The organism is Novosphingobium tardum, from assembly GCF_042652045.1.
Taxonomy (GTDB): Bacteria; Pseudomonadota; Alphaproteobacteria; order Sphingomonadales; family Sphingomonadaceae; genus Novosphingobium; species Novosphingobium tardum.
On record NZ_JBHSDR010000006.1, the window covers coordinates 936,212 to 953,811 of the forward strand.

At 64.5% G+C, this 17,600-nt stretch carries 11 protein-coding genes; 4 read left to right on the plus strand and 7 right to left on the minus strand.

The window, feature by feature from the left end; all coding sequences use genetic code 11:
• Positions 1–28: 28 nt before the first annotated feature.
• Together ACFO0A_RS12490 and ACFO0A_RS12495 are read right to left on the minus strand one after the other, a co-directional pair.
• The gene (locus ACFO0A_RS12490) at positions 29–2,485 is read right to left on the minus strand and encodes a TonB-dependent receptor (protein ID WP_379539338.1); all 2,457 of its coding nucleotides are present in this window, start codon (positions 2,483–2,485) and stop codon (positions 29–31) included.
• A gap of 124 nt (positions 2,486–2,609) precedes the next feature.
• Positions 2,610–4,211 carry a GMC family oxidoreductase gene (locus ACFO0A_RS12495; protein ID WP_379539339.1) on the minus strand — a complete coding sequence of 534 codons (1,602 nt, stop codon included), beginning with the start codon at positions 4,209–4,211 and terminating at the stop codon, positions 2,610–2,612.
• 130 nt (positions 4,212–4,341) lie between these two features.
• Between ACFO0A_RS12495 and ACFO0A_RS12500 the strand changes: the two genes are divergently transcribed.
• The 4 genes from ACFO0A_RS12500 to ACFO0A_RS12515 are packed head-to-tail and all read left to right on the plus strand — an operon-like array spanning position 4,342 to position 8,638.
• Positions 4,342–5,841 (plus strand): class I adenylate-forming enzyme family protein, encoded by a 1,500-nt coding sequence (locus ACFO0A_RS12500; RefSeq protein WP_379539340.1) that lies wholly within the window; start codon positions 4,342–4,344, stop codon positions 5,839–5,841.
• A gap of 13 nt (positions 5,842–5,854) precedes the next feature.
• The gene (locus ACFO0A_RS12505) at positions 5,855–7,075 is read left to right on the plus strand and encodes a cytochrome P450 (protein WP_379539341.1); all 1,221 of its coding nucleotides are present in this window, start codon (positions 5,855–5,857) and stop codon (positions 7,073–7,075) included.
• Between the two features lie 4 nt (positions 7,076–7,079).
• A complete protein-coding gene (locus ACFO0A_RS12510; RefSeq protein WP_379539342.1) occupies positions 7,080–7,478 on the plus strand; it encodes a Zn-ribbon domain-containing OB-fold protein in 399 nt (132 codons plus the stop codon).
• Complete coding sequence (locus tag ACFO0A_RS12515; RefSeq protein ID WP_379539343.1) at positions 7,475–8,638, plus strand: thiolase C-terminal domain-containing protein; 1,164 nt, start codon at positions 7,475–7,477, stop codon at positions 8,636–8,638. Before ACFO0A_RS12510 ends, ACFO0A_RS12515 begins: the two co-directional genes overlap by 4 nt.
• Before the next feature lie 24 nt (positions 8,639–8,662).
• On the opposite strand, the gene ACFO0A_RS12520 is transcribed toward ACFO0A_RS12515, so the two are convergent.
• Genes ACFO0A_RS12520 through ACFO0A_RS12540 form a run of 5 tightly spaced genes read right to left on the minus strand, consistent with a single transcriptional unit; the run spans position 8,663 to position 17,486 of the window.
• Positions 8,663–9,862 (minus strand): aromatic ring-hydroxylating oxygenase subunit alpha, encoded by a 1,200-nt coding sequence (locus tag ACFO0A_RS12520; protein ID WP_379539344.1) that lies wholly within the window; start codon positions 9,860–9,862, stop codon positions 8,663–8,665.
• Positions 9,863–9,878: 16 nt separating this feature from the next.
• On the minus strand, positions 9,879–11,816 hold the full coding sequence (locus ACFO0A_RS12525; protein ID WP_379539657.1) for an SDR family oxidoreductase: 1,938 nt from the start codon (positions 11,814–11,816) through the stop codon (positions 9,879–9,881).
• A gap of 49 nt (positions 11,817–11,865) precedes the next feature.
• Entirely contained in the window at positions 11,866–13,107 is a 1,242-nt protein-coding gene (locus ACFO0A_RS12530) for a cytochrome P450 (protein WP_379539345.1), read from the minus strand.
• 22 nt (positions 13,108–13,129) lie between these two features.
• Positions 13,130–15,100, minus strand: coding sequence for an oxidoreductase (locus tag ACFO0A_RS12535; protein WP_379539346.1), 1,971 nt, complete (start codon positions 15,098–15,100; stop codon positions 13,130–13,132).
• A 4-nt stretch (positions 15,101–15,104) separates the two neighbouring features.
• Positions 15,105–17,486, minus strand: coding sequence for a TonB-dependent receptor (locus ACFO0A_RS12540; RefSeq protein WP_379539347.1), 2,382 nt, complete (start codon positions 17,484–17,486; stop codon positions 15,105–15,107).
• Positions 17,487–17,600: the final 114 nt, after the last annotated feature.

Sequence of the window (17,600 nt, forward strand, 5' to 3'; positions counted from 1 at the left end):
GTCCGAGGACACGCGGCGCGCGAACTCGTCAGAACTTCAGCGCGACCTCGACGAACACCTCGCGCGGGTTGTCGACGAACGCCGACATGTCGGCGAGGACGCCGGGTCCAGCCGTGCCGGTACCGGTGCCGCCGGTGAACGGGATGTCGTTCGCCGCGGTCACCACCAGCTCGTTGGTCAGATTGCGCCCGATCAGCGACAGCGACCAGCGATCGTCCGGCCCGCGCAGCGACAGGCTGGCGTCCACCTTGGTGTAGGCCTTCTGGATCGAGTCCGGCCGCAGCGCGTCGGTAAAGTTGTAGCGCGAGGTGTAGCTGACATCGCTCATCGCGCGCAGCGTCCAGCCGGCGTCGGTCAGTGGGATGTCCCAGGTGAACCCGGCCCTGCCCGCGAACTTCGGCGCCTTGGGCGGCGTGCGGCCGTCATAGTCCTGCGCCGTGAAGGCCGAGCCCACTAGCTGCAGGTTGCAACCCTGCGCGCTGGTCTGGCCCGGATAGCATTGGCCGATGTAGTCTTGGTACTTTGCGTCGTTATACGCCGCCGCGGCACGAAGGCTAAGCCCGTCGATCCCCGGCACGCGATAGTTCAGGTCGGCCTCGACACCCTGCGTGCGCAGCTTGCCCGCATTGCCCGCGATCAGCGAAACCGCCTGCGGATCGAAGAACTGAACCTGCAGATCCGAGTAGATATAGCGATAGGCCGTCAGGTTGAAGCTGAGGTGCCGGTCGAGCTGCAAGGTGCGCAAGCCGACCTCGCCGCCCTCGGCCGTTTCCGAGCCGTAGCGGCCCGCCGCGACGCTGGCGGCGGGCGTCAGCGCCTGCGAGATGTTGAATCCGCCCGCCTTGAAGCCCTGCTTGTACGCGGCATAGAAGGTCGTATCGGCCTCCGGCTTGTAGCGCACAGTGACCTGGGGGGAGAGATTGGTGTCGCGATAACGGTCGGTCAGGCGGATGTTACCCGGGAACGCGCCGGCAAAGGCAATGTGCGCCGGCAGCGACTGCTGGAAAGAATCGCGCGCCTCGAGGCTGTAACGCGCACCCCCGGCGATTTCGAACTTTTCGCCCAGGTTCAGCGTCGCTTCGGCGAACAGCGACATGGAATCCGTCTGGAACCCGTTGTCGCGCTTGAAGGTCACGAAGGTCTGGTTGATCGGATCGATCGGCACCGGGAAGATGTAGGCATCGGTGTTGAAGTCGAATTTCCCGTGCGCGTAGAATCCACCGAACAGCAGGTTCAGCGGCCCGTCGAAGTGCGACTGGAAGCGCAGTTCCTGCGAATACTGCTGGAATTCGGCAAGCTGGCTGAACCCGGCCGGATAACCCTCGCCCGAGACGTTGTTGAGATCGGTCTGCTTGAACCGATAGTAGCCCGTGATCGACGACACATCGAACGGATCGCTTTTCAGCGTGCCGGTCAGGATTGCGTACTGCGACTGGAAGTCGGCATACATCTTGCCGTTGCGGGCATAGCGATAGTTGGCCTGCGCGACCTGAATCGGGATCGCGGAGCTGTCGGCCCGGCCGTCGATCCGGCAATCGGCGTTCGGGCTCGGCGGGATGCCGTTGGCGGCAAAGGGCACGGTGCGCCCGCCCCCGCAGATCCGCTCGAGCAGATCGGTCGGTCCGCCGTCCTCGACCTTGGTCGCGCCGGCCTTGAGCTGGAGCGTCAACGCCGAGCTGGCATCCCATTCGGTCGTCAGACGGCCGCTGTAGCTTTTCGCGGGGCCCCGCTTGTCGGAATTGCGGGTCCGGACCTGCCCCGGGATCGGGGTAGGATAAATCGCCGCCGCGGTATTGGTGAACGCGCCGTTGCTATCCGAGAAGCGGCCGGCGACCCGGGCGCGGAAGGTATCGCTGATCGGACCCGAGACGAATGCCTCGACGTACTTCTCCTCGGTATTAAAGCCGTAACCGGCCTTGACCCCCGCTTCGAACGTGTCGCTCGGTCCGTTGGTCGTGATGCTGATCAGGCCGCCCGTGGTGTTCTTTCCGAAGAACAGCGCCTGCGGTCCCTTCAGGACTTCGACGCGCTGGATATCGTATTGCGGCAGGCTGATCTCGCGCCCGCGGCTCATCGGAAGGCCATCGATGACGAACGAGACCGACTGGTCGAAACCGGCGGAAAGGGCCGTGGAGCCAACCCCGCGCAGAAAGATGCTGGCAGAGGAACCCGAAGCCGCCTTGCCCGCGATGAGCGAGGGGACAAGCGTGGCGAGGTCGGTCACCCGGTTGACCGAATAATCCTTCAGCGTCTCGCCACCGATCGCGGTGATCGCCACCGGGGCATCGAGCAGGCGCTCGTCGCGGCGGCGGGCCGAAACGATGATTTCCTGGTCGTTCTGCGGCTCGGTCGAAGCGGCATCGGCGGCAGGGTCGGTCGATACGCCGCCGGGGACGGCATCCGCCTGGGTCTGAGCAAAGACAGTGCCTGGCGCGACCAACCCGGTCGACAACATCAGGGCAGCAATTCGGAACTTATGAGCCACGGCCAATCCTCCCAAAAGCCCGCGACATTCGCCGTTGCTGGGCTTCACCACGTTTATTTACGCGGTTCCATATCCACCATTCCGTCAACCTAATGTCAATAGATAAACGAAAGCGGACCAGCTACTACTGGTTCCCGGCCAGGATGAGATCGGCTGCGCGCCAGGCCATCGCCATCGTCGGAGCCTGGGTATTTCCCGCTGGAATCACGGGCATGATCGACGTGTCCATGACGCGCAGGCCATCCACTCCGCGGACCCTGAGCTGAGGGTCGACGACCGAACCTTCGTCATTGCCCATCCGGCAACTGCCCACCGCGTGATAGGCGCAGGTGCCGAAACGGTCGTAAGCATCGAGGATCTCATCGTCGGATGCATATTGCGGTCCCGGCATCGTCTCCTCGGCGATAAGGTCGGCGAGAGGTGCTTTGCGGACGTAGTCCCTGACAACCCGCACCGCGCCGATCATCGATTGCCGGTCCTCGGCATTCGCCCGGTAATTCGGGCTGAAACGGGCGGGAGCATCCGGATCGCAGGTCTCGATATGGATTTGCCCCCGTGACGTCGGCCGCAGCGAATAGACGACCACATGCATCCCGGGAAACCGCTCCACGTCCTGACGATTCTTGGCGAAGTCGAACGAGAACGGGGCGATGAGCATTTGCGCATCTGGGCGATTGAGGCCCGGACGCGTGCGGAACCAGGCGCCGATCTCGTAGGCCGCCGCCGCCATCGGCCCGCGCCGGGTAAGATAGTACTTCAAGGTCGATCGCAGCAGCCGCCAGCCCTTGAACTCCTTGTTCTGCGAGATATCGCGCTTCAGCTTCCACTGCATGATCAGGCCGCGATGCTCGATCAGGCCCTCGCCCACCTCGGGATTGTGGTGGACCACCCTGATGCCGAGCGCCTCGAGTCGCGCGGCGTCGCCGATGCCCGATCGTTCGAGAATTCCCGGGCTTGCCATGGCGCCGCCGCAGACGATCACCTCACGCCCAGCCCCGAAGCTTTCGCGCTTGCCCTCTCGGATCAGCTCGACCCCCGTGGCGCGCGTGCCGGTAAAGGTCACCCGATCAACCGTACAGCCGGTCAGGATGGTCAGGTTCGCGCGATTCTCGGCCGGACGGAGGAAGGCAACCGCTGCGCTTTGTCGGCGCCCATTGGAGATCGTGCGCGGGGCGAAGCCGATTGCCTCGGCATTGTCGGGCGTATTGACGTCGGCCTTGCGCGGCCAGCCCATCGCCTCTCCGGCACCGACCTGTGCTTCCGACAATTCATCGCGCAGATCGGGCATCGTTACCCGCAGCGGGCCCTTTGCGCCGCGCGTTTCCGCTGCGCCCAGCTCATGGCTTTCCAGCGCGGCGTAGGCCTTGCCGATATGCTCCCAATTCCAGTCGTCGCTGCTGAGTTCCGCGATGGCGTCGAAGTCGGCAGGCTGTCCCCGGACGTACATCATTCCGTTGATCGAGCTCGACCCGCCGAGGACGCGGCCGCGAACCCAGACTTCGGACTGCCCAGCGGTCGATTCCTCAGGGTTGCTGGCATAGGCCCAGAGATGCTTCGGGTCTGCCATGACCTTCGCCAGCCCCTTGGGCATGGCGATGAACGGGTGTGTATCGCGAGGTCCGGCTTCGATCAGGAGGACCGAATTCGCAGGATTCTCGCTCAGCCGGTAGGCAAGGACGCACCCTGCTGCACCCGCTCCGACAATCACGAAATCATAGCTTTTCATGCGCTTCCTCCGGAGTCCGGCAACATCTGTGGTCGCTCGGTGCAATAAACCTATTGCCATTAGATAGAATGGGCAATAGCTACATCGCAAAGCACGTCGCATTGCGCGATACGATGCCGAGAGGAGTGGAATGGCGCAGACTTTGCCAGCGGCGATTGACTGGTGGGCGCGGATGCGGCCGGACCAGCCGGCTGTCGTCCTCGGCGAAGATGCCATCACCTACAGCGAATATCGCGACTGGTCGCGTCGGGTCGCCCAGATGCTGATCGCCGATGGGCTGGAGCCCGGTGACCGCGTTGCGATCTGCGCGACCAACAGCCTTGCCTATGTAGCCTTGATCCTTGGCACGATCCGCGCCGGCGGGATCGTGAACCCGGTCAATTTCCGCTATACCACTCGTGAAATCGCCGAATTGTTCGAGACCACCGAACCGCGCTTCGCCTTTGCGGCGGAGGAGTTCCGCGAGAACGTGGCCGCGACTGGCATCTCGCCGCGCGCAATGGACCTCATCCTCGCCCTGAGGACGGGTGCCCCTGCCATCTGCGCGCACGATCCGGCGCCCGATGCGCCCGTGGTGATCATCGCGACTTCGGGATCGACCGCCAAGCCCAAGGGCGTGGTGTTCACCAACCGCTCGATGACGGCCTATGCCGCAAACTGGGCAATCGAGGAGACGACGTCGGCCGCGGGATCGCGAGTAATGAGCCTTGCGCCGCTCAATACCTCGGCAGGGTTCGTGCAGTTGATGCACTACACCACTCAAGGCTGCACGATTTACATGGTGCCCCAGTTCGATCCGCTGAAGGCGCTGCGGCTGATCGAGCAGGAGCGCATTACCTGCTTCGGCGCGGTCCCGGCATTCTTCGAATTCATCGCCGCCTTGCCCGAATTCCCCGATGCGGATCTCAGTTCGCTTCGCCTGGCCACCGCCGGTGGCTCGCGCGTCAGCCGGCAGCTGCTCGACGCTTACAAGGCCAAGGGCATCGTCATCCGCCAGATCTACGGCCAGACCGAAGTCGGCGGCAACGCGACCATGATGCCCGAGCATCTCGCGCTCGCCGCGCCGGAGAAGTGCGGCTGGGGCGGAGTGTTCATGGACTTGCGCGTCGTGCGGCCCGACGGCAGCGATTGCTCACCGGGCGAGACCGGCGAAATCGTGATGCGGTCCCCCGCGATGATGCAGGGCTACTGGCGCAATCCCGAAGAGACGGCGCGAGCCATCCGCGACGGCTGGCTCCATTCGGGCGACCTGGGGATGCTGGACGAAGATGGCATGCTGACCTTCGTCGACAGGCTGAAGGACCTCATCATCTCGGGCGGGCTCAATATCTCGGCCGCCGAAGTCGAAGGCGTCGTGACCGAGTTTCCCGGCATCGTGGAGGCGCTCGTGATAGCCGCGCCCGACACCAAGTTCGGCGAAACGCCGTTGGCTGTCATCCACGGTCCCGACGAGATCGACGTCGCCGCGCTCATCCGACACTGCGACGCCAACCTCGCGAACTACAAGGTGCCGCGCTACGTCGCCTACTCGCGCGAGCCGCTGCCGCGGCTGGCGACCGGCAAGCTATCCAAGCCCGCCGTCCGTGAACGGTACGCCGACGCGCACAAGCACCTTCCCCGCGTCCGCTGAAGGAGACCGGCCGATGAACGCCCAAGCCCAGATCGACCGCACGATCCCTGATCACGTGCCGCCTCACCTGGTCTACAATTTCGACATCTACGCCGACGAACGCGTCTCGAGCGACGTTCAGCGCAGCTATGCCGAGGCGATCGCCGACGCGCCCGACATCTTCTGGTCGCCGGCCAACGGCGGCCACTGGCTGGTGAAGCGCTTCGACGCGATCGCCGCCGTCGCGAGCGATCCGGAGCACTTTTCGGTGCGCGAGATGCAGATCCCGAGGGTCGAAAACCCCCCGTTCTTCATTCCGCTCAGCCTCGATCCGCCCGACAATCTCAAGTATCGCCGGGCGATGGCGCCAATGTTCGGGCCTACCGCGATCAAGGCGCTTGAGCCGCGCCTGCGCCATTGGGCACAGACCATCGTGGCCGAAGTGGCGCCCAAGGGCGGCTGCGACTTCATGGCCGACGTCGCCAAGGTCTATCCCGTCAGCATCTTCATGGAACTGATGGGCATGGACCTCTCGCGGCTGCAGGAGTTCCGCCACCTCGCCGAGCGGTTCTTCGAAGTGCAGAACGATGCCGAGGAGATGGGCCGCTTGAGCGCGACGATCCTGGGCATCATGAAAGAGCTCGTCGACGTGAAGCGCGCGCGCCCCGACGACAAGCTGATGAGCCATTTCGTGCACGCCGAAATCGAAGACGGCCGCACGATGAACGACGATGAAATCCTCGCGATGAGCTTCGTCCTGTTCCTGGGCGGGATGGACACGGTTACCAACGTGACTGGCTTCGCCTTCCAGCAACTCGCCCAGATGCCCGAACTTCAGGCCCGGCTTGCGGCCGACCCCGCGGGCCTGTCGACCGCGTTCGCCGACGAAGCGGTTCGCGCTTTCGGCGTGGTCAATTCGCCCCGTCTAGTGGTCAAGGACAAGGACCTGCTCGGGGTGCCATTCCGGACGGGCGACATGGTTCTCAACCTGCTGCCGGTAGCGAGCCGCGACGACCGCAAGTTCGAAAATCCCCACGCGCTCGACATCGATCGCAAGAAGGTCGCGCACATGACTTTCTCCACCGGGCCGCACTTGTGCATCGGCCACGTCCTCGGCCGTGCCGAGATTCGCGTGCTGGTGGAAGAATGGGTGCGCCAGGTACCGCGCTTCCACATCGTCGAAGGGGCCGAACGCCCGTTCCGCACCGGCACCGTCATGGCGCTCGAGAAGCTGCCCATCGAATGGGACGTCTGATCGGATGAACCGTTTCGATGGCGCGGACGCGCCCTACTGGACCGCGCTGGCGGAAGGCCGGCTTGTGCTCCCGCGCTGCGAGGGCTGCGATCGCTGGATGTGGCCCGCCGGGCACCGCTGCGGCCACTGCGGCAGCACCGCCGTCCGCTGGCTCGAGCGCGAAGCCAGGGCCACCGTCTTTTCATGGACCCGAACCTGGCATCGCTTCGTTCTTACCGAGGCGCTCGACCTTCCATTCACGACCGTCCTTGCCGAAATCCACGATTGCGGTGTGCGGCTGCTCGGCCGGCTCGACGATCCCGACCGGATCAACCCCGTGATCGGTGAGGCGCTGAGCGGCCGTTTCGCCACAACTGTCGTCGGCGACGACAGCATTCCCACGATCATCTGGAGCCGGCCATGAACCCGCTGTTCGGCACGACGGCGATCGCCGGCGTCGGCCTGCGCCAGTACAAGCGCGGCGCATCCCCCCTGCCGGAGCGAAGCGTTCTGGTCGAGGCCATCCTCGATGCATGTGGCGAGGCCGGCTTGGATCCCGCCGATGTCGATGGCTTCGTCTCGTACGGCGACGACCACAACGAGCCTGTCCGCCTGATGCCGGAGTTGGGAACGCGCGAACTGCGCTGGTCGGCTTCCGTGTGGGGCGGCGGCGGCGGCGGCATCGCCGGGGCCTTCGGCGTGGCCGCCGCGGCAATCCTTTCGGGGCAGGCCAAGGCGGTGGTGATCTTCCGCGCACTGGTGGAAGGAGCAAGCGGCCGGCTTTCCGCCGCGGTCATGGCGCATCATCTCAACGATCACATGCTTGCCGCCGGGGTCGTGTCGCCGGCGCAGGTATGCGCGATCCGCGCCAACCGGCTGTTCGAGCATCACGGCGTTCCGCGCAGGATCGTCGAGGATCTCGTCCGCGCATCCTATTTTCACGGCAGCCGAAATCCCGAAGCGGTCGCGTTCGGCCAGCAGTTCGATCCGGCCTTGCTCCACTCATCGCGCCTGATTGCCGAACCATTCCGACTGTTCGATTGCTCGCGCGAGAACGACGGCGCTGGGGCCTTGCTGATGGTCGCCGCCGATGTAGCCGGCGACCTGGCCAAACCTCCCGTGTATCTGCTGGGCTGCACGCAAGGGGCCGAGGCCGGCTGGGGCGACCTGCTGGAAAACGATGACACCGAGCTTTACGCCACCGCCGGCTTTCGCTTCGTGGCGGGGCGACTCTATCGCGACACGGGCCTGACGCCCGCCGACATCGACGTCGTCCAGCTCTACGAGAACTTCGACGCGCAAGGCATCATGTCCCTGATCGACCATGGTTTCTGCACGTACGAAAACGCCGCGGAGATCCTGCGCTTCGAGAACCTGATCAGCGATGGCGGCAAGCTCCCCGTCAACACCGCGGGAGGCAATCTCGCGCAAGGCTTCATCCACGGCATCGGCCTGCCGATCGAGGCAGTGCGCCAGTTGCGGGGCGAATCGCCAAATCCAGTTGCCGGTGCGCGTACGTGCCTGCTTGCCGGGGGCCCCGGCGCGCCGACTGTCAGTTCGGCAATCTTCGCCAACGCATTCTAGCTCTCCAAAGAACCGGCGATTCCCCTACGCCGGGGATTCCACGAGGGGTGACAGGAGCTGTTCGACCCGCAGGTCTTTCTCCAGACGATCGATGCCGATGGCGCGATCGATCTGCTCGTGGGACCAGTACAGGCGGCGCTCCTGGTAGCCGAGAATCATTCCGGTAAACGCCCCGCTCTCCAATGAGGCCTGGATTGCCTCCAGGTTCTCGACGTCTTCCATGAGGATGCTGTCGAACTGGTCGTTCCCGGCCTGGCGCGCTGCCGGAAGCGGACCCTCGCCCCACGGCATGCCGACGCCGATGATCTGAACTTCGCATTGGTCCACACCGCGCGGCCAGAACATCATGAACTTGCCCGAGCCGATCCGCCACGGCACGTTCAGCGCGGGCCACATCGTGTGCGCCACGCTGGTCTGCTCGTAGACGGAACGATCGCTCCAGCCGCCATCGGGCCGCGTCTCGCAATCCCCGTGGGCATAGCGCACGCACATGCGGCTGTGCCCATTCGGCAGAAGGGAAATCGCGGTCGCGTGATGATCGAGCGCCGCGCCGACGGTCGTCGGGTGCAGGGTCTTGATGTGATAGACTTCCTGGAAGGCGTCGAGCGCACATTTCCAGTTGCAGCCGATCACGCGCGACCAGCGATAGTCCGGCACCAGCGCACGCAGATCGGCCGTCCGCCATTCCTCGGCCAAGGGGCCAAGCCATTCGACGAGCGGGATCGCCTTGGGATCTTCGTTCACGAAGATGAGCCCTTCGAACGTCTCACAGCGCAATTGAATCAGGCCGCGGTCCGCCTTGTCCAGTCCGGGAAAGTCGTGGGCGTCGGGGACCGACAGCAGCCGGCCATCGAAGTCGTAGGCCCAACTATGGTATTGGCAGCGCAGCAGGTTGCATCGCCCGGCCGCATCCTTGACGATCGGCGCGCCGCGGTGGCGGCAGGTGTTGTAAAAGGCCCGCACCTCGCCCTCACGGTCGCGGACGACGAGGATCGGCTTGCCGAGCAGCTTGTCAAAGATGAAGTAGCTGCGGGGCTCGGGAAGGTCGGCGACATGCCCCGCCAGATGCCATGCAGGCCGAAAGACGCGCTCGACCTCGAGGGCGAAGAAGGCGGGATCGGTATAGCGCCCGCCGGGCACCTCGGGCAACGACGGGAAGCCCGGTGGGGCGTCGTCGCGGCTTTCCTCGTAACGGATCTGGCTGAAGATCGTCTCGGCTTTCATCGCCCTGCTCCCGCGCTCACCAGTTCTCCGCGCCGCCGCCGACATAGATCGCGCCGCCGGTCATGTAGGATGAGTCGTCGGAACAAAGGAACGACGCGACTGCGCCAATCTCCTCGGGCCGCCCGCGCCGCTTCAGCGAAGTTCGCTGCGCCACCCACTCGTCGAACCGCTCGCGTCCGGCGTCGGTTGCTGTGATCCGCTCGAACAGCGGGGTTTCGGTGTACCCCGGCCCCAGCAGATGAACGCGGATGCCGCGCGGGGCGAGGTCCTCGCCCCAGCAGCGCGCGAATGCGCGAACTGCCGCTTTGGTGGCCGAATAGACCGATCCGCCCGGCACGACGATCTGGTCCGCAACCGATCCGATCAGGACGACATTCGACGGATCGCGCAGGAGCGGCAGGGCCTTCTGCGTAGCGAAGAAGATGCTTCGCATGTTGAGGCTCACAAGCTCGTCGAAGGCTTCCTCGGTGCACGTTTCAAGCGGTCCCGCGCCCACGCCGCCGGCATTGAGCACCAGTGCGTCGAGCCCGCCGAATTGCTCCTTGATCTGCGCGAAGACGCGGTCGAGGTCGGCCATCACGGTAACGTCGCCCGCGATGCCGACAGCGTCGTGTCCGATCTGGGCAACGGCCTCATCTACCACCGGCTTTCGCCGTCCCATGATCACGACTTGCGCGCCGTCTTGCGCCAGACGCTGGGCGATCCCCAGGCCTATTCCCGCACTGCCGCCCGTCACCAGCGCGACCTTGCCCGAAAGCTTGCCCATCTTCGTCCTTCTCTCGATCGCCGGATTTGCGTCAGTCGCGAGCCGCGAGCGGGTAGGCGGCGATTCCACGTCCACCAGACCGTCGCCGGACTCCGGATTGTATGCGGGGTAGTCGGTGTAACCCGCATCGCCCTGCGTATAATATGTCGCCGGGTCCGGCCGGTTGAGCGGCCAGCCGTTGCGGTAGCGCTCGGCAAGATCCGGGTTGGCAAGATAGTTCTGCCCGAACGCCGCCATGTCGATCTGCCCGGATGACACGGCGCGCGCCGCGGTCGACCGGGTAAAGCCGGCTACCCCCATGTAAGGCCCGTCGAACAGCGGGCGCAGGGTGCCATGCACGTCCCATTTCTGACCGTAGTCACCCACTTCCAGGAACGCGATCCTGCGCTTCGACAACTCGGATACGACGTGGCTGTAAGTCGCTACGGGATCGACGTCGAACACGTTGTGAAATTCCCAGCCCGGACCGACCTTGACCGCCACGAAACCGTTGTCGGTCGCATCGATCATCGCGTCGACACACTCCAGGAGAAAGCGCGCGCGGTTTTCGACGCTCCCGCCATAGACATCGGTGCGCACGTTGGTGTTGGTCGACATGAACTGCATCGGCAGATAGCCGCTGGCCCCGTGTATTTCGACGCCGTCGAACCCGGCGTCGCGCGCCAGAATGGCGGAGCGGCGATAGTCCTCGACCACCTCGCTTACCTCTTTGGCCGTCAACGCCCGCGGCGTGGGATAGGGGCGCTTCGCGCGGGGGCAGTTGACGGTGTAGTGCCGCGCCAGCGGGTCCGGCTGCACCGCGGACGGTGCGATGGGATCGGCATGGGCGGGCAGCATGAGGGGATCGGAAAGACGCCCGACATGCATGATCTGCCCGAAGATCGCGCCGCCCTCGGAGTGGACGGCATCGGTCACCGCGCGCCATCCCTCCACGTGATCGGCTGAACACAGACCGGGGGAGAACAGGTAGCCCTTCCCCATCTCTGCGGGGTAGATGCCTTCTGAAATGATCAGGCCGGCACTTGCGCGCTGGCGGTAATATTCCGCCACGGACGCGGTCGGCGTTCCGTCCAAGTACGACCGCTGCCGCGTGCAGGGCGCCATCGCGATCCTGTTGCGCACCGTGATATTGCCAACCGCGAGCGGGGCGAACAGCGAATCTATTTCCGCATCGGTCGCGCGGCTCATCTCGGTCACTGGCAATTCTCCTTGGCTGGAAGGGCGATCACCCGGAGGATCACACGTCCCAAGCGAGCGGGAATTCGGCGATGCCCTGGAGCACTGGCATCGCTAGTTCCGGCTTCACCTCGCCAGCAATGCGCATATTGGGCAGGCGGCGGATCAGCGTTTCGAGAAACAGCTTTGCCTCCATCCGGGCCAGCGGCGCGCCGCGGCAGACGTGGATGCCATGCCCGAATGCCACGTGCTTGCGGATAACGCTGGGCTTGCGGGTGATGTCGTAGCGCTCGGGATCCTCGAACATCTCAGGGTCGAGGTTCGCCGCGGCCCACAGCATCATGACCTTGGTGTCCCGCTCCAGGTGCACGGGTCCCAGGTCCGTCTCTTCGTCGTTGGTTCGGAAAAGCCCCTGGACCGGTGCGTCGACGCGCAGTGCCTCCTCGATCGCGATCGGGATCAGTGACGGATCCTCGATGATCATGCGGAACTGTTCCGGTTCGCTCAGCAGGCGGTGAAGCACGTTCGACAACAGGATCGTTGTCGTCGCGCTTCCCGCCACCAGCAGGAATCGGCAGAAGCCGAGGATCTTCTCGCGGCTCAGGCGCTCGCCGTTCACCTCGGTGGTCATGAACTTGGTGACCAGATTGTCCTCGGGTCCCATCTCTCCGGACGCCAGCTTGCGTTCGCAGTCCTCGACATGGGCAACGATCATGCGCTCGCTCTCGCGGGTGAAGTCGGTCTGCACCTTCCCGCCGCGCATGTCGGCGGGCATGAGCATGAAGCCGACGCTGTCCTTCAACTCCTTGCGGAAGATCTCTGCGCGTCCCTCGAGGGGGATGCCGAACATCTCGAAGATGACGAAGAGAGGTAACGGGATCGAAAGTTCGGCGTGGATGTCGCATTTGCCGCGCGCGAAGAAAGCGTCGATCCGCTCGTCGAGGAACTTCGCGATGCGCGGCTCAAACGAATCGAAATAGGCCTTTGAGAAGACCTTGCCCGCGATCCGAGCCTCGACCGTGTGTTCGGGCGGATCGACGCTGACGAGCACGCCGGGCGTGTCCTCGGGCTGATAGGGCAGGCCCGGTCCAAACTTGCTGCGCCACAGCTGCGGTTGCAGGAGCGCGCCGGTCAGTTCCTTGTACGACCCGATCGCGTAGTGATCACCGGGAGTCGAGTGCGCGAACGGACAACCCGACGCGTGCATGCGGGCGTAGATTTCCTTGAAGTCGCGCTGGAACTCCGGAGAGTTGAAGTCGATCTCCATCATGCCTTCGACGGGATGGGTCTTGGTCGTGCTCATAGCGATTTTTCCGATTGAATTATCATGCGGCAAGCCCGGCAATGCGCCCTTCGCGGATCGCAGCGGGCAGGTATCGGGGCGTGTTTGCGTCCCCTATGCTCCGCGCCTCGATCCCCCGCGCGACGAGCGCTTCGGCAAGGTCGCGATTGGGACGATTGTGCGAGACGAAGACCACGGTATCCGCGCGGAAACGGCGCGATGCGTTCGATTGCGCGGGCAAGTAGGTCGGTCCGGCGAGGACGCTCTCACGGTCGATCGCGATGGCGCGGGTGCGAAGGTGAACATCGATCGCCCCGTCCATCCGTCGCAGCGCCGGCTCGTTCATCAGCGCCGGCTCCATCAGCGGCGCAAAGGCTGTGTGACGGGTTAGGTACGTTACCGTCGCGCCGCGCGCGGCGAGGAATTCGGCCGCCCCCACAGCCTCGTAATGACCAAGGTCGTCGATCACGACGGCGTGCTTGCCGAAATCGCGATCGGGCGCAGCCAGCAGGTCGGTGGACGACAGCACGTGTGGCAGGTCCATGCCGGTGATCGCCTCGCCCGGATTGGATAGTTGCACACCGTCCATGCGCGGCGATGCACCCGTGGCCAGGATAACGGTGTCCGCCTGCTCCGCGGCAATGTCATCGGCATCCATGTAGGTCGAAAGCCGCACTTCCACGCCCAGCCGATAGACTTCCTGTTCCAGCCATTCCGTGATGTCGCGCAGTCCGGCACGCGTCGGGGCGCGTGCCGCGAGTGAAATCGTTCCGCCAAGCCGCGGGGCTGCCTCTGCCAGCACGACATGGTGTCCGCGCCGCGCCGCGACCCGCGCGGCCTCCATGCCCGCGGGCCCACCGCCCACGACCAGAACCTTATGCGGTTCGATGACAGGAAGCGCGTCTTCGTCGGACAATGTCGCCTCGAAACCCACTGCGGGGTTCACCGCGCAGCCCATCCGGCCAGGCGCACCGAGAAGTTGTCCTATGCAGCCCTGGTTGCAGGCGATGCACGGACGCACCGATTGAGGCTCGCCGCGCTGCGACTTGGCGACGAGATCGGGATCGGCGATCGTCGCGCGCACCATGCCGACCATGTCGCCCTCGCCTGCACGGATGACTTGGTCGGCCTCCTCCAGCGTGCGGAAACGGCCGATCACGATGGTCGGCAATTCCAGTTTGGTGGTGATGGGCGCGCTCGTTTCCAGCTCGAACCCGGCTCGCTCATGCATGCCGCCGATCATCTTAGGGAAGGTTTGAAACGTGGCGGACGAGATGCTCACGTAATCGGCGAGGCCTTCCTTGGCCGCGGCCTGCGCCGCCCACAAGTTGTCGTCGATGCCGACCCCACCCGGCATCAAATCAGGCGCGACCCTGATGCCAAGTGCCATCGAGCCGGGAAGAGCCCCACGAACCGCGCGCAGCACTTCGAGCATGAAGCGCGCACGATTCTCGATCGGGCCGCCGTAGTCGTCTTCGCGATCGTTGGCATAGGTGGAGAGGAACTGCTGGATCAGGAAGCCGTGCGCGCAGTGGACCTCAACGCCGTCCAGCCCCCAGTCAGCGCACATCCGCGCCGCATTGGCGTAGCTTTCGACGACTTCGTCGATCATTCCCTTCGACATCGCCAGCGGCGGCGCGCCGTTGGCCCAGCCCGGGATATCTGACGGCGCCCAGGGCGGGCCACCGTCCGCTGACTGGCCGTTATGTCCGGCATGAAAGAGCTGCTGGAACACTTTCATGCCGTGCGGGCGCATCCTCTCGACCAGCGGAGGATAGGCGTCCTGCAGTCGAGGATCGAAGGCGTTGAGCGTTGCTACCGACGAAGGGTGGACCGCCATCGCCTCGATCACCGACAGTCCTACACCCCCGATCGCGCGCCTTTGGTGATAGTCGATCAGCGCGTCGTTCACCGTCCCGCCCCCGATCATCGTCGTATGCGCGGTGCGCACGACACGGTTCTTGACCTCTACGGGGCCAAGCCGGATCGGAGTAAGGACGTGGGTATAGGCCATTGGATCAGAACCGCGTGGTTGCCTGCAGAATGATCTCGCGGGGACGCGAGATCGTGCCGTATTGCTGGCCGGTCGACGTGCCGGGCTTGTCGCTCGACGACAGCACGTAGCGTTCATTCGACAGGTTTCGGCCAATCAGCGCAAGCTCATAGCGGTTATCGTCGAACTGGACCCGTGCACTGGCGTCGAAGCGCCAGAACGAAGGCTGGTACGAACCGGGCGACTGGGTCTCTGCTCCGAAATAGCCGTCGGTGTAGAAAGCGTCTCCGGTCAGTCCCAGCTTCGCGCTGCCGAGGTTGACCGTGTAGGTTGCACCTGCGCTTCCCGACCAATCGGGCGAACGTGCCGGCGCGCGTCCGGCAAAGCTCTGACCCAGCGGCGTGCAACCTTGTGCCGCGGTCTGCTGCGCGTAGCATTGACCGATATACTGGCCGAAGCGGTTGCGGTTGTAGGAAAGCGATCCACGCAGCTGGAGCTCGTCGGTCGGCCGAACCACGACCTGCCCCTCGACGCCGAACTGCTTCAAGCTGGCCGCATTCTGGATCGTGAACGATGCGGTCGCCGGATCGAACGAATTCACCTGAAGATCGGCGAAGCGATAGCGATAGACGGTCAGTTCCGCGCGAAGCTTGCGGTCGAGAAACTCGCCCTTTGCTCCCAGCTCGAAGCCCTTCACCCGCTCCGGGTCGTAATTGATCGTCTCGACGCTGGTGATCGCGGTCGTGAGCACTGCGCTTAGCCCGAGACCGCCCGACTTGTAGCCGGTCTTGTAGGCGGCGTAGATCGTGGTGTCGGGAGCCGGGTGCCACGCGATTGTCGCTTCGGGCGAGACATTGTTGTCGCGGAAATGGTCATCGAACCGCCGCAACGACAGCGCCGCCCGCAACAGCGGGTGGACGTAAGTGTTCTCGATCCGCGAGTCCTTCTTTTCGTGCGTGTAACGCGCACCGCCGGCAATCTCGACGTCGCCGATGGTGTAACGGACCTGCCCGAACAGCGAATAGGTTTCACCCAGCGACTGGCTCGGCTTCTCCCAGCTATGGTATTTGCCGGTCGCGGCGTCGACGGGCACGGGTGCGATCCGCGAGGCGTTGAAGAAGTGGTGGTTAACGTCGCTGTAGAAGCCGCCGACCATGAAGTTGATCGGACCGTCGAAGTCGGACTGAATGCGCAGCTCCTGGCTGAGCTGGCGGTAGCGATCCCGCTCCGCCGCGGCGATCTGCGCGTAAGTGACGCCATCATAGCTGTCGAGCGAGGCGGCGCGCGTTGCGAACAGCCCGGTCACCGAGGTTACGCGCAGATTGTCAAAGCGCCAGTCGAGGTTCAGCGATCCCGTGAATGACCTGTAGCGCCCGAAATTGACGCCCCCGTTTTCGGCGGCGACGGGCCAGTTGGCAGCCACCACGGCGCGCTGGTCGCCGCTGGAATTGCGCGAATCGCGGCGGCAGTCGCCCGTCGGATCGCTGAAACGGTTGCCGCTGAACGTGACTTCGGGAAGCAGCGCCGATCCGCACGAGATGATCTGGATGTTGCCCGCCGACGGACCATCGTCGTTGTAGTCGCTGCCGAGAATCTTGAGCGTCGCCGTGAAGTTATCGGTCGGTTGCCACTTCGCAGTGACCCGCCCAATGATCTCGCGCTCGCCCGCGCGCCTGTCGCTGGCGCCCGGCGTGTTGAAGGGCGTCGGCTGCGCCACCGACTGGTTACGCATCCAGCCCTTCAGGTTGCGCGCACGCAGCGCCAGCCGCAAGCCAAACGTATCGCTGAGCGGCCCGGATACGGCAGCTTCGCCGTAGGCTTCGTCGGCGTTGAATTCATAGCCGGCGCGGACATAGCCTTCGAACGCGTTCGTCGGGCCCGCGCTGGTAAGCGAAATCACGCCGGCAGGGCTGTTGCGCCCGAAGAACAGCGCTTGCGGCCCCTTCAGCACCTCGACCTGTTGGAGATCGAAGAATCCTTGCGTGATGACGCGGCCGCGGCTGGTCTGGATGCCGTCGATATTGACCGACACCGCCTGGTCGAACCCGGCCTGACCCGCGGCTGTGCTGATGCCGCGCAGCGTAATCTGACCGCCGCCGCCGGACGAGGACTTGTTGATGATGATGTTCGGGGTCTGCTGGGCGATCGCGTTGAGCGACGCGGCGCCGTAGCGCTCGAGGTCGGATTTGCTCAGCGCGGTCACCGCGACCGGCACTTCGAGCAGAGATTCCTCACGCAGGCGGGCGGTCACGACGATAGCGTGGTCACTCGTGGCTTCGGGTGGTGATGACTGGTCCGGAGCCTGTTCCTGGGCAAAGGCCGCACCGGCTGGTGTGATCAGCGCCGCCGCGGCAACGGACATCATAAAAGCACGCGTCGACGCGCGCGAACCGGCGTACTTCGCCATCTTCCTCTCCCATCCCAAAGCAGCTTTTGTCGGTTTGAATTTGCTACTGCATGATAACTTTCATGTTTTGCGCATGCATGTCAATTTTAAAAATGCGTGTTCAACGACGGTGTC